13 protein-coding genes are annotated in these 13034 nt (G+C 66.1%); 5 read left to right on the top strand and 8 right to left on the bottom strand.

The genetic code is table 11. The features are described 5' to 3' along the window. Positions 1–217 precede the first annotated feature (217 nt). Together HH308_RS22730 and HH308_RS22725 are read right to left on the bottom strand one after the other, a co-directional pair. Entirely contained in the window at positions 218–964 is a 747-nt protein-coding gene (locus HH308_RS22730; RefSeq protein WP_246284784.1) for an aquaporin, read from the bottom strand. 22 nt (positions 965–986) lie between these two features. After that, on the bottom strand, positions 987–1385 hold the full coding sequence (locus HH308_RS22725) for a GlcG/HbpS family heme-binding protein (RefSeq protein ID WP_170196530.1): 399 nt from the start codon (positions 1383–1385) through the stop codon (positions 987–989). A 146-nt stretch (positions 1386–1531) separates the two neighbouring features. Here HH308_RS22725 and HH308_RS22720 point away from each other — a divergent pair, with 146 nt between their 5' ends. Then, positions 1532–2797 (top strand): helix-turn-helix transcriptional regulator, encoded by a 1266-nt coding sequence (locus HH308_RS22720; protein WP_170196529.1) that lies wholly within the window; start codon positions 1532–1534, stop codon positions 2795–2797. Between the two features lie 19 nt (positions 2798–2816). On the opposite strand, the gene HH308_RS22715 is transcribed toward HH308_RS22720, so the two are convergent. From HH308_RS22715 to HH308_RS22705, 3 genes are all read right to left on the bottom strand, one after another. Beyond that, entirely contained in the window at positions 2817–3311 is a 495-nt protein-coding gene (locus tag HH308_RS22715) for an SRPBCC family protein (protein WP_170196528.1), read from the bottom strand. A gap of 143 nt (positions 3312–3454) precedes the next feature. Further along, complete coding sequence (locus tag HH308_RS22710) at positions 3455–4786, bottom strand: NtaA/DmoA family FMN-dependent monooxygenase (RefSeq protein WP_170196527.1); 1332 nt, start codon at positions 4784–4786, stop codon at positions 3455–3457. Then, the gene (locus HH308_RS22705) at positions 4783–5985 is read right to left on the bottom strand and encodes an LLM class flavin-dependent oxidoreductase (protein ID WP_170196526.1); all 1203 of its coding nucleotides are present in this window, start codon (positions 5983–5985) and stop codon (positions 4783–4785) included. The genes HH308_RS22710 and HH308_RS22705 overlap by 4 nt, the downstream gene beginning before the upstream one ends. Before the next feature lie 153 nt (positions 5986–6138). On the opposite strand from HH308_RS22705, the gene HH308_RS22700 reads away from it, so the two are divergent. Continuing rightward, positions 6139–7278, top strand: a complete 1140-nt coding sequence (locus HH308_RS22700; protein WP_170196525.1) for an LLM class flavin-dependent oxidoreductase — start codon at positions 6139–6141, stop codon at positions 7276–7278. Positions 7279–7419: 141 nt separating this feature from the next. Here HH308_RS22700 and HH308_RS22695 read toward each other — a convergent pair whose 3' ends face one another. Beyond that, entirely contained in the window at positions 7420–7836 is a 417-nt protein-coding gene (locus HH308_RS22695) for a nuclear transport factor 2 family protein (RefSeq protein ID WP_170196524.1), read from the bottom strand. 141 nt (positions 7837–7977) lie between these two features. Between HH308_RS22695 and HH308_RS22690 the strand changes: the two genes are divergently transcribed. Continuing rightward, positions 7978–8547 (top strand): hypothetical protein, encoded by a 570-nt coding sequence (locus HH308_RS22690; RefSeq protein WP_170196523.1) that lies wholly within the window; start codon positions 7978–7980, stop codon positions 8545–8547. Positions 8548–8566: 19 nt separating this feature from the next. On the opposite strand, the gene HH308_RS22685 is transcribed toward HH308_RS22690, so the two are convergent. Then, positions 8567–10327, bottom strand: coding sequence for a cytochrome c biogenesis protein DipZ (locus HH308_RS22685; RefSeq protein WP_170196522.1), 1761 nt, complete (start codon positions 10325–10327; stop codon positions 8567–8569). 190 nt (positions 10328–10517) lie between these two features. On the opposite strand from HH308_RS22685, the gene HH308_RS22680 reads away from it, so the two are divergent. After that, on the top strand, positions 10518–11180 hold the full coding sequence (locus tag HH308_RS22680) for a fasciclin domain-containing protein (RefSeq protein WP_170196521.1): 663 nt from the start codon (positions 10518–10520) through the stop codon (positions 11178–11180). A 139-nt stretch (positions 11181–11319) separates the two neighbouring features. After that, entirely contained in the window at positions 11320–12030 is a 711-nt protein-coding gene (locus tag HH308_RS22675) for a TetR/AcrR family transcriptional regulator (RefSeq protein ID WP_170196520.1), read from the top strand. Positions 12031–12231: 201 nt separating this feature from the next. Here HH308_RS22675 and HH308_RS22670 read toward each other — a convergent pair whose 3' ends face one another. Next, positions 12232–13014 (bottom strand): dioxygenase family protein, encoded by a 783-nt coding sequence (locus HH308_RS22670; protein ID WP_170196519.1) that lies wholly within the window; start codon positions 13012–13014, stop codon positions 12232–12234. Positions 13015–13034 lie beyond the last annotated feature (20 nt).

Below are 13034 nucleotides of genomic sequence, written 5' to 3'. Positions count from 1 at the left end.
CATCACCACCGGCGGGATCACCAAGCCCCAACGTGGCCGGGTCCGCAGCCGGCCAGGCCGACGGAGCCGACAGCAGCCAGCGATACTCGCCGGACGTGCGCGTCGCCTGCTGATCGATCCCCATAAACCGAACATACCTTCGACCACTGACAAGTTTTCCGGCACCAGCTCAGCGGACGCACCAGCACGGTGTGCCATCGCTGCGCGCGTCCCGGAGTCAGCGTCGAAGCGGGGACTCGACGGGAAACAGCGCGGCACCCACTAACAGTCCCAGCACCGCACCGGCGACCTGCGCGACCACGAAGGCCGGCACCGACGACGGCGAAATACCGCCCACACTGTCCGACAACGCGCGCGCCACCGTCACCGCGGGGTTGGCGAAACACGTCGACGACGTGAACCAGAACGCCGCACTCACGTATGAGCCGACCGCGGGCGCGACCAGCGCAACGCGGTTGCCACGTACCAGTCCCAGGATGACGACGATCAGGATGGTCGTGGCGAGTACCTCGGCGACCAGATGTGCGGCGCTCGCCCGGTGCTGCGTAGCCGTCGAGACAGGACGGAGCCCGAACATCACATTGGCCAGCATCACGCCGGACAGGGCGCCGACCACTTGCGCGACGACGAAAGTGGCCAACTCGCCGGTCGTCAGTCCGGTGCCGCCCCGGCGGCCGATCACCCAGAAGATCAACGACACCGCTGGGTTGAAGTGGCCGCCGGAGACGGGACCGAGGACGAGGACCAGGACCGTCAACGCGAGCCCCGTCGTCACCGACATTTCGAGGAGCTGCAGGCCGGACTCATTCGGAGACAGCGAGGAAGCCGCGATTCCCGACCCGACGATGGCCATCACCAGCATGGCGCTGCCGATGAACTCGGCCAGGGCAGGTCGGTAGTTCCACGTCGCGATGGAGTGGGGCATCGAATCGGGAGCGTCGCAGGTCTGCCCGGGCGAATTCATCACGTCGTCAGTCCGTTTCTGCTCAGAGCGCTGCCGCGCCGGCTTCCGCGACCGAGTGATCCTGTTCGCCGCTGCCGCCGCTGACTCCGATCGCGCCCACCACCACGCCGTCGCGGACCAGCGGGATGCCGCCGGCAAAGATCGCGACGTTTCCGTCGTTGGTGGTGTGGATGCCGAAGAACTGCTGAGTCGGCTGAGCGTTGTCACCCAGGTCCTTGGTGGAGATATTGAACGCGCGAGACGTCCACGCCTTGCTGATCGAGATCTTCACGCTCCCGATCCAGGCGTCGTCCTGGCGTACGTGCGACACCAGGTTGCCGCCGGCGTCGACGACAGCGATATTCATCGGCTGGCCGATCTCGGTGGCGAACGCCTCGGCGGCGGTGGTGACCCTACGTGCGTCTTCAAGGTTGACAGACACCGGTGTTGCTCCTTCGTGTGTTGAGGCGGACCAGACGTCCTCCTCGGTAACAACCAGTCTTCCGCTACCGGTACGGGTGGGCGACTGTCGAATGAGACGGAAAATCCTACCCATTCAGGTAGGTACTGGGGCGGTATCATCACCGCATGCCACACGACGGAACACGGTGCACCGACGCCACGGTCCGGGATCTCGCCGATACGGTCACCGCACCGGGGGACGCTCTTCCCGCAAGGCTGTCCGCGCTATTGGAACCGTTCGCGGCCCACGACGGGCTGGTGATGCTGGTCGCCGACGCGACCGGCGGCTGGCTGCGCGGAACGGGGCGAGCTGACTTCGTCGACGGGCACAGCGTGCTCGACCTCGACGAGTTGCGCCGAGGTGTGGCACCCGGCACCGTCAAGCGCGCGACGCTGCCCGGCCACGGACAGGTACTCCAGGTATCGGCGAACAACGGTGCACTGTTGTTGCTCTCGACGCCCGGCGTCGACGCGGTTGTCGAAGCTGGTGACGACGGCATCGTGCTCCATCTCTGGAACATCGTCGCGCAGCGGGCGCAGGACCTGGCCGACACGGCGTCGCCCAGTTACTTGCAATTGGCGCGCGTGGCGTCGAGCGATCGCTTCAGTGCTCTCGCCGATCTGACCGGCGAATACACCACCACGTTGGAGGCGGTGCTCGCGGTGCTCCGCTCGAAGCGACTCGACGATGCCGCCGCCCGGTCCCATGCCATGGAGGTCGCCGCAGGGGGCGTGGTCAAGCTCAGGACCGCGACCGATCGGGCGCGTACCTTCACCGAGGAACCGGTGACCAGCGCTTTCGCCCGGCTGCGCGACGACCTGCGGCCGCTCGTCCGCTACCGCGGCGTCGACGTGGATTTCGTCGAGCCGCCGCGCGAGGGCCGTCCATTGCCGAGCGAGGTGGCTTACGGCGCCAGGGCGGTCGTCCGGAGTGCCATCTTGGCTCTCATCGAAGACGAGGACGTGGCGCGCGTGCGGGTGCAGTGGGACTGCGACGGCACCAACCTGCTCATCCACATGCGCGACGACGGCGCAGGCGGGTTGGCAACCGGATCGACCGAACTCGATCCGGTACGCACCCGGATCGTCGCGCTCGGCGGCAGCGTGTCGGCGTCGTCGACGCCGGGGTGGGGCACCGAGCTGTCCCTGACGATTCCGCTCGATCCCGCGGCCACGCGCCGCCGGGCGACCCCGATGGAGTGGGGGCTGAGCGCCCGCGAAGCCGAGGTGCTCGATCTACTGGCATCCGGGTTGAGCAATCGCGGCATCGCGCAATCCCTGAGCATCAGCCCCAACACCGTCAAATTTCACTTGGCGTCGGTCTTTCGCAAAATGGGAGTCTCGGGCCGTGCGGCGGCGCTGGCCGCATATCTCGCGGTCGTGAAGGGGTAGGTTCCGAGTTCGCCGGCGACTATCGCGCGACCGCGGCGTCGCTCAGCCGTTGCAGCGTGGAGCCTATCTCCTGGTTGACCCAGGCGATGAGTGGTCTTGCCAGTACTTTTCCGAAGGGGGTGAAGTCGACGCCCATGTCGTAGTGAACGCGACAACTGTCCTCGCCCAGCGGCTCGATGCGGATGCGCTCGACGAATTCTCTGAACAGTCCCGGGCGGGCGCCGGTCAGGGTGAACGACCACAGCGAGGGTTCTTCCCAACCGATGAACCGCTCTTCGAGCCGGCCGATGCCGTAGAGCCACGACACCGCGCGCGTCGACCCCACACCGTGTTCGGCGGTCGACGTAGTCGCGACCGAGGTCACATACCAGCCCAGCCACCGCGCGGCGCCCGGGTTGTCGGCGAGGACGGCGAAGACGGAGCTCGCCGGAGCCGGACAGTCGTGGACCGCGTTGACTCGATGCGGCGCGACGTCGGGGTGGTCGAGCTGCCTGGGCTGGGTTGGCTTCACCATGAGTTCTCCGTCGTCGCAGTAGGGGTCCTTCCAATGTAGACAGTGACTACTATGGTGTCAATGACAACATATCGTCACGCGTCGTCGAGATCGCAACAATCGCTCCCGATCAGGGGCTACCACCGCGTTGCACGCGGGCCCGCTCAGACCGCCGCCAACCCCAGATTCTCCCGCAGTGTCCCTCCCGGATACTCGGTCCGGTAGACGCCCAGCTCTTGCAGCAGCGGTACGACGTCGTCGACGAAACGATCCAACCCATCCGGCGTGAGGTGCGGGACGAGGATGAAACCGTCGGCGACATCGGCCTGAACGAAGTCGTTGATGGCACCGGCAACCGTTGCCGGGGAACCGATGAACGACTGCCGCCCGGTCACTTCGACGATCAGTTCGCGCGTCGAGAGGTTGCGGCTTTCGGCGAGTCGGCGCCATTCTGCTGCGACCTCACGAGGGTCACGATGGATACGCACACTGGCCCGCCCCTTCGCTATCGTGTTCTCGCCGGGGATCGGATCCACCCGCGGGAGTGGGCCGTCGGGGTCGTGGTCGGACAGATCGCGGTTCCACAACTGCTCCAGGAATTTGATCGCGGTCTGACCGCTGACCTGCTGCAGCCGGACCTCACGGGCGATGTCGGCGGCCTCGGAGTCGGTGTCGCCCAACACGAACGTCGCCGCGGGCAACACCAGCAGGTCTTCTCGACGACGACCGTAGGCGGGCAGCCTGCCCTTGACGTCGGCGTAGAACTCGCGGCCGTCGGCGTACTTGGCGTGGCGGGAGAAGATGGCGTCGGCCTTCGCCGCCGCGAACTCGCGTCCCTCGTCGGAGTCGCCCGCCTGAAAGATGACCGGCCGTCCCTGCGGCGGGCGAGGGACGTTGAACTGGCCGCGGATGTCGAACTGAGAGTCGCGGTGCTCGAACGCGCCGACGTCGGCGCGGCGCAGGTACCGCCCCGCTCCGACGTCGGCGAGAACGTCGTCGGCGCGCCACGAATCCCACAATCGCGTTGCGGTGTCGAGGAATTGCCTGGCCCGCTCGTATCGCTGTTCGGACGGCAGATAGCCGCCGCGACGGAAGTTCTCGCCGGTGAACTCGTCCCACGAGGTCACCACGTTCCACGCGGCACGACCGTCGGACAGGTGATCGAGTGACGCGAATTGTCGTGCCACCTCGTAGGGTTCGTTGAAAGTCGAGTTGATCGTCCCGGCCAGCCCGAGATGGGTGGTCACCGCGGCGAGCGCGGACAGAACGGTGAAGGTGTCCGGCCGCCCGACGACGTCGAGGTCGTAGATCAGCCCGTTCTGCTCACGAAGACGCAATCCCTCGGCAAGGAAGAAGAAGTCGAACAGACCGCGCTCGGCCGTTCGGGCGAGGCGCACGAAGGAACTGAACTCGATGTGACTGCCGGCGTCCGGATCGCTCCAGACCGTGGTGTTGTTGACGCCGGGAAAGTGCGCCGCGAGATGCACCTGCTTCATGACGCCGACACCTCGCGTCGCGTGGCGAAGCGGTTCGCGGGCCGGGCGAGTCCGAGCCGGTCGCGAAGCGTCGATCCCGCATACGTCGTCCGAAAGAGCCTGCGGCGCTGCAACTCCGGCACCAGCTCCGCGGAGATCCGGGGAAGATCGACGGCGTGCGTGGCGGGGATCAGGCGCACGCCGCTGATTCCGTCGAGGGATGTCCACTCCTCGATCGCATCGGCCAACCCGGCTGCGGACCCGGTGACGATCGGAGCCGCGGGGGTGAACTCCTCACCGTCCAATTCGTCGAGCTGGCCTCGACGCTGCACTGCATGACTGGTGGAATCGCCGAGCACGACGACCAGATCGACGAACGTGTGCTGCGGAGAATCGGATCTTCCTGCCGCCGAACGGAATCGGTTGATCTCGGTGACGGTGGCCGCACCGGCGGCGACGTCGGGCGGCGCGATGAACCCGACGTCGGCGACGTCGGCGATGAGACGCAGCGCCGCGACGTCGCCGCCGGACGCCGCGATGATCGGGTGTCCCTGCGGCGGACGCGGTGTGATCGACGGACCCCGTACCGAGAAGTGGTCGCCGACGAAGTCGATGTAGTGCAATTTGTCCCGATCGATGAACCGTCCGCCGGCGATGTCGCGGATCTCCGCGTCGTCCTCCCACGAATCCCACAGCAGCGCAAGTACTTCGGCGTAGTCGGCAGCTTCCCGGTGTGCGGCGTCGACGTCGAACATCGCGACATCGCGTCGCCCGAACAGTGCGGCCTCATGTGGATCCAGCGACACCGATAGCTCGACGCCGGCGCGGCCGGCGCTGACGTAATCCAGGGTGGCGATGGCCTTGGAGAGGTGGAACGGCTCGGTGTGAGTGACGATCGCCGTCGGGATGAATCCGATCCGGCGGGCCAGCGGTGCGATCCGCGACGCGACGAGCACCGAATCGAGCTGCCCCGCAATACGATCGACACGAGTGCCGGACTTCTTCGAATCACCTTGCAGGAGAAAGGAATCACCGAAGGAGACGAAGTCGAGCAGGCCGGCCTCGGCGGTAGAGACGAGGTCGGCCCAATAGCGGGCGGATAGCAGATCCCGAGGGTGGGCGCCATCGACGCGCCAAGCGGCCGGATGCGCTCCGGCACCGGTGAGGGCCACCGCCAGATGAATCTCGCCGGGTCGACGGCTCGCAGAAGAGTTTGGCACGCTCGGTCCAACTTGTTCGGCAGGCCGGCAGATTCCGCGCGAGGGCGATTCGCCCACGCTGAGCGCAACTCTGGCGTCGAGGGACGCGGATGGTGCTCACTGGTCACGCACCCATGTCCGGAGAGACGTCGTACCCCTGCGGAAGGAGGATCGATGACGAATGCCGCGATCCCACTGTCGGTTCTCGACCTCGCGCCGGTCACCCATGGATCCGACGCCGCGACCGCCGTCAACCATTCCATCGCGCTGGCGCGGCATGCGGAGTCGTTGGGCTACAAGCGATTCTGGCTCGCCGAGCATCACTTCGTCGCGGTGGCCAGCTCGTCGACCACCACGTTGATCGCTCTGGTCGCGGCGGCGACGCGGCGGATCAGGGTGGGCTCGGCCGCCGTCCAGATCGGGCTGCACACTCCGTCGTCGGTGGTCGAGGCATTCGGCACGATCGACGCGGTGTACCCGGGCCGGCTCGATCTCGGGCTGGGCAGATCGGCGCAACGTCGAGCCGACTTCGTAGCGTCGCCGCCCGCGTCGCCGCCCGCGGCGGTGACCCGTGCGAACGCGGCGGACCAGGTCGTCGACGGACTCCTCATCCCGGCGCCCTTTCCGGTCGAAAGTCTTTACGGCTCACCGCGATTGGCAGCGAGCTTTGACGCGACACTGTTCGACGGAGCCCAACCGCCCGACTTCGCCGACGCTGTCGACGACGTCCTGTCGCTGCTCGCGGGCACGTTCAGTGCGCGGGATGTCGTACTGCGGGCCGTGCCCGGTGCCGGCGCGGACGTGCAGGTCTGGCTGTTCGGCAGCAGCAAGGGGCAGAGCGCACAGGTCGCCGGAGCACGTGGATTGCCGTTCGTCGCGAACTATCACGTCAGCCCTGCAACGGTTGTGGAGGCGGTCGAGGCATACCGGGCAGCTTTCGTCCCGTCCACGACATTGGCCGAGCCCTACGTCGTGGTATCGGCCGACGTCGTCGTCGCGCCCGATGACGCGACCGCGCGACACCGGGCGTCGTCGACCTACGGACATTGGGTGCACAGTATTCGCAGCGGAGCGGGTGCCGTCGAGTATCCGGACCCCGCTACGACTGCGCCGCTCACCGACGAACAGCTCGCGGTTGTCGGCGATCGAGTCCGTACCCAGTTCGTCGGCGCACCGGACACCGTCGTCGACGGATTGAGCACCCTCGCGCGAGTCACCGGCGCCGACGAACTCGTCGTCACGAGCGTGACGCACGACTTCGATCATCGACTGGAATCGCACGAGCTGCTCGCGCGCGAGTGGGGCCTGCGGTGACCTCGGTGCGCGTCGGATTCGCTCGTGTCGTCGAGCTGCTGCGGGCCCACCTCGATCTGTCGCCTGCCACACTCGCCATTGCCGCGGACACGCACCCAGAAGCTCCGCGAAGCGGTGACACGAGACAGTGGCCGCGCCAACCTACAACTCCTTGTGAAGTTTCGTCACCAGCGTCCGCGACGTGATGCGCCAGCCGTCGACGGTGCGCACCCACTCGTCGTCGTAGTAGATGGCGAGCAGGAAGGTTGATCGGTCCGGCGTCTGCATCGGGTTGAGGCACAGTGTGCGCGACGTCGCGGCGTCGCCGTTCAGCGAGATGTCGACGTTGCCGAGAAAGTGGCAGTACGCGCTGAAAGCGGGCAGCACCTCGCCGAGCCAGGAGATGATCTCGTCGAGGTCGCCGGCGATGCCGCCGGTCGCCGAATAGTCGATCCGGGCGTCGGCAGTGAACACCGCGCGCAGGGCGTCGAATCGCCCGGCGTCGACGGCGGTGGAGTAGGCGGTCAAGATGTCGTTGATCTCCATTCGGTCAGAGATCTCTTGCAAGGTGAGCGTCACGTGTCGAGTCTGACATCGTCTGGCCTGGGATGACCCCGAGATGTGAGCACAGGAGATTCACAAGTCCGCCGGGTGAAACTGCCAGGCGTCGTGCCTAGTGTCGCGGTCTCACCGTCCATCACACTCACGGAACGAGCTCCCATGACTTCTGACAATTCGGGCCAGGGCGAAACTCCCGACGCGACACCCGCGACAAGTCCCTACGATGCCCCGACGACACCGATCGACGACGGCGCCGATGCGCGCACCGAGCCGATCGCACAGGCGGCTCCGCCGCCGTCGACGACGCCGCAGCCTGCCACCACCTCCACGGACCCCGCTGTTGCGGCGACGCCCGAGAAGCCGGCGAAGAAGGGGTTTGTCCACACCTGGTCGAACAACATCGCGTTGCGGGTGGCGGCATATGTGATCGGCATACTCGTGATCTTCTTCATCGGCTTCGGCGTCGGGACGTTGACGTCCGGTGGCGGCGGCCATCACCACCATCACGGAAACCATCAGTCGGAGAATCGGGGCGGTCCCGGTCGCGGCGAACACGGTCGCGGCGACTACGGTCCCGGTGGCTACGGCCAGGGTGAGTTCGGCCAGGGCCGCCGGTCACATCGTGACGGTCAACAGCAGATGCCGGGCGGCCAGATGCAGACGCCGGGTCAGCAGCAGACTCCGGGCCAGACCAGCGCGCCGCCGTCGACCACACAGGCTCCCGCTTAGGACCGCGTCGAAACCGCGATCAGCCGTAGGTGAACGAAAACGCCTGAAGCCCCTGGCTCAGTTCGACTTGCAGGTATTGCGGTCCACTGACTGAAGCACCGGCGATCTGGTGCAGTGTGGGCGGGCCGGTGATGTGGATCTGCCGTACCCGGCCGTCCTGCCGTACGGTCACGGTTCCACTGCCGCCGGCGACGACGTAGACGTTTTTCGCGTGATAGTTCAGCGCGATGACCGAGTCGGGTCCCGCGGCCGTTGCGCCCTGATGGTCGAGTGTCCATCGCCCCGCGAGGCCGAACGAATCGGCGGGAAGCGTCGCGGGGAGGGTGAATCCGGCGGTCCCGACGTCATAGACTCCGGAGCCGCCGTAGTTGATCGCCTTGCTGACCGCGAAATACGTCTCGGCGGTGGTGCGTGTGGTGGGGGTGGTGTCCTTGACGTCGGTGGGTGCGGGCAAGGTGACACCCGGATGTGCGTCGGCGAGAAGTCGACGGATGTGTCCTTCGGTGACGTCGTAGCCTCCCTCGCCGAACTTGATATGCCGTACCGTCCCGGTGGCGTCGATCAGATATTCGGCGGGCCAGTAGCTGTTGCGATACGTCGTCCAGGTCGAGTAGCTGGGGTCGAGTGCGATGGGGTAGTCGATTCGCAGGCGCTGCGCACCCGACGCCACGTTGGCGGGAACTCGTTCGAAGGCGTATTCGGGGGTGTGGACCCCGATCACTTCGAAGCCCGCCGTGCGATAGGTGTCGTACCAATCGACCACATGCGGAATGGCACGCTGGCAGTTGATGCAGGAGTACGCCCAGAAGTCGATCAGCACGACCTTTCCGCGTAGTGCGTGCAGGTCGACGGGTGCTCCGTCCGCGGTGTTGAGCCATTCGGTGATGCCGGTCAACTCGGGCGCTGTTCCGCAGTTCTGCAGAGCGGTGGCGCCGTTGCTGCAGTTCGACAGTTCGCGATTCTGATCGTTCACGATGCCGCCGAGGTTGAGTTTGTTCTGCAATTGCGAGGGATCGCCCACCGCATTCTGGAGCGGACTGGTGTAGTCGGGGACCGCACGCTGCACGATGGCAGGCAGATTGAACACCAACCCGAGGGCGAGGGCGATCATGACCACGCCGGTCACGATGCGTACCGTCCGCTGCCGCCGTCGGAAGGCACTCACCCGTTCCGCGATCCGGCGGCCGGCGAGGGTGAAGACGAGCATCGGCAACGCCGCGCCGACGGCGAATGACAGAGTCAGCACCACGGTCGGCAGCCCGATGTTGCCGCTGGCCCCTGCGACGACGATGGCAGCCAGAACCGGGCCCGCACACGGCACGTAGAGCACCCCGAGCGCCAGGCCCAGACCGAAGCCGCTCTTGCCTGCGGCGACGGGTCGCTGAGGCAGGCGCGCGAACGGTCGTTCCAGAAGCCGTTCGAGACTCGGGAAGATCAGACTGAGACCGATCAGGGTCAGGACAACCAGGCCGGCCCACCGGATGGTGTCCTGTGGTAGCCGAAGCAGCGACAGTGCGGCGGATCCGATCAGGGTCACGGCCGAGAAACTGACCACCAGACCGGCGATGACACGATACGGACCCAATCGCGCGTACGTTCTGCGAACACGACCGATTCGCGATCGGTCGCGGTCGACCACATTCGGCTCGGCCTCCCGCTCGGCCGGACCGGATGCGTTCTGTGTTCCGGCGAGAAAAATCACCGGCAGCACCGGCAGGATGCACGGCGATACACCGGTGATCAGTCCGCCGAGGAAACCGATCAGAATCAATGTGAGCATGCCCGGTATTCGGAACCGAGACGGTTTCGGCTGGGTGTGCTTTCGCGTCGATGTCGCGTCGAAACTCTCGTTGTGGAGGTTCGGGACGACTTTCTTGCCTACTCCACCTATCCGCCACCCGGTCGGCGCCGAATGCCTCCTGAAGTACATGGCCGGGGAACGTCCGCGGTCGAGGATAAGGAGAAGATCGATGAAGAAGATCAATTGCACATCGGTGGCTGCCGTCGGATTCGCCGCTGCTGCCGTCCTAAGCATTTCTGCTTGCTCCTCTGACTCCGGTGACTCGTCCAGTTCGACGGCGGCGCCGATGTCGGCGATGACATCGATGGCGACCAGCACATCGGCGATGAGCCCGGCATCGGACCTGGTGGGACCGGGGTGTGCCGACTACGCGAAGAAGGTTCCGTCCGGACCCGGCTCGGTGACGGGGATGGCGACCGCTCCGGTCGCGGTCGCCGCGTCGAACAATCCACTGCTGACGACGCTGACCTCGGCGGTCTCCGGAAAGCTGAATCCGCAGGTGAATCTCGTCGACACTCTCAACGGTTCGGAATTCACGGTATTCGCGCCGGTCGACGAAGCGTTCGCGAAGATCGATTCGGCGACGATCGATGGCCTCAAGACGAATTCCGCCGAGCTGAAGAAGATCCTGACTTACCACGTCGTACCCGGTCAGCTCAGCCCCTCTAAGGTCGACGGCACTCACAAGACAGTCGAGGGCGCGACGCTCGCGGTGACTGGATCCGGTAATGACATCAAGGTCAATGGCGCTTCGGTCATCTGCGGTGGTGTGCACACCGCCAATGCGACGGTGTATCTCATCGACACCGTTCTGATGCCTCCGGCAAGTTAGGGGGAAGTAGACGCGTGCAACTGTCGCGTCATCCCCGTGCGCCGGTTCAGCGAGCGCAGCGAGTCGAAACCCTCGGTGGACTCGGGCTCCGCACTGCTGCGTGTGCGGGCGCGGACCGGACGACGGATAAACTCGGGACATGGCAGTGACCCGGCCGACCGACAAATCCGACAAGGCGCGCAGCGCACCCCGCTCGCGGATGACGGGGCCGCAGCGTCGTGCCCAGCTCATCGAGGTGGCGCGCGGGCTGTTCGCCGAGCGGGGTTTCGAGGGGACGTCCATCGAGGAGATCGCTCAGCGCGCCGGTGTGTCCAAGCCGATCGTCTATGAACATTTCGGAGGGAAAGAGGGACTCTACGCTGTCGTCGTCGACCGCGAAATGGAAACACTGCTGACGATGGTCACATCGTCGTTGTCGGACAACAGATCTCGCTACCGAGTACAGCAGGTCGCGTTGGCGCTGCTCACCTATATGGAGGAGCGCACCGACGGTTTCCGCATCCTGGTCCGGGGCGACAGTACCTCGAACAGCGAAACCGCAACGTACTCAAGCCTTCTCAACGATGCGATCAGTCAGGTGGAGCATCTGCTCGCCGGTGACTTCGAGCGCCGCGGGTTCGATCCGTCGCTGTCGCCGCTCTACGCGCAGGCTCTGGTCGGGATGGTGTCGGTGACCGCGCAATGGTGGCTCGACGTCCGGGAACCGCCGAAGGAAGTGGTGGCCGCACACCTGGTCAATCTGTGCTGGAACGGGCTCACCCGGCTCGATCCAGAACCCGAGCTGGTCGGTCCGGACTATCAGGAGTCGATGCCGTCGACGGTGCATCCTCAACTGCGACAAGGAGATTAGCGGCGGCTGCGTTCAAGTCCGCAGGGTGTTTCGGCGTCGGATGCCGGTCGCAGTCGCTGCGTTTCCCGGGGTGGGTTGGGTTGGGTTGGTTGTCTCGCCGGCCCCTCGTTACACCGAAGCTCGTTCCTCGCTTCGGCACTCGGGGAGCGGGGGCCGCTTCGGCACTCGGGAGCGGTCGGCGCGGCGTCGGGCGCTGAGTGACTAAGTCAACACCAGGCTGCGCTTGGCCAGGCCCATCCAGAATCCGTCGATCACCTGATCCGGCTGCTGTTCGGGGTTTCCGCTCGCGCCCAGTGTGACGAAGAGCGGAGCGAAGTGCTCGATCGTCGGGTGGGCGTAGGGCATGCCCGGCGCCCGATGACGGAAGTCGATGAGCGACTCAACGTCACCGGCTGCGAAGCGCTCCCGTGCCCAGGCGTCGAACTCCGACGACCACGTCGGCGGCGCGGCGTCGGGGGTGGGGTCGGTGAGGAACGGCAGTCCGTGGGTGGTGAATCCCGACCCGATGATCAACACGCCCTCGTCGCGCAGCGGCGCCAGGCGGGCGCCCAGTTCCAGCAGGCGCTGTGGATCCAGCGTCGGCAGCGAGATCTGCAGGACGGGGATGTCGGCGTCGGGGTACATGACGGTCAGCGGTACGTAGGCGCCGTGATCGAGGCGTCGTGCCTGGTCGTGAGCGACCGGCTCACCGTCGGGCATCATCGCTTCGACGCGCGCGGCGAGGTCGGCGGCACCCGGCGAGAAGTAGGTGGTCCGGTAGTACCGCTCGGGGAATCCCCAGAAGTCGTAGGTGAGCCCGACGGTCGGATCGGTGGATCCGATGGTCAGCGGAGCTTCCTCCCAGTGGGCGGACACGATCAGGATCGCCGTCGGGCGCGGCAGGTCGGCCGACAGCGACCGCAGCTGCGACACCCACAGTTCGCTGTCGACGAGCGGTGGGGCGCCGTGGGACAGGAACAGTGTGGGAACAGAATTGGTTGTCATGGTTACCAAAACGTACCACG

The sequence above is a fragment of the Gordonia asplenii genome (assembly GCF_012933505.1).
GTDB lineage: Bacteria > Actinomycetota > Actinomycetes > Mycobacteriales > Mycobacteriaceae > Gordonia > Gordonia asplenii.
This window is presented reverse-complemented; position numbering and strand designations above follow the sequence as displayed.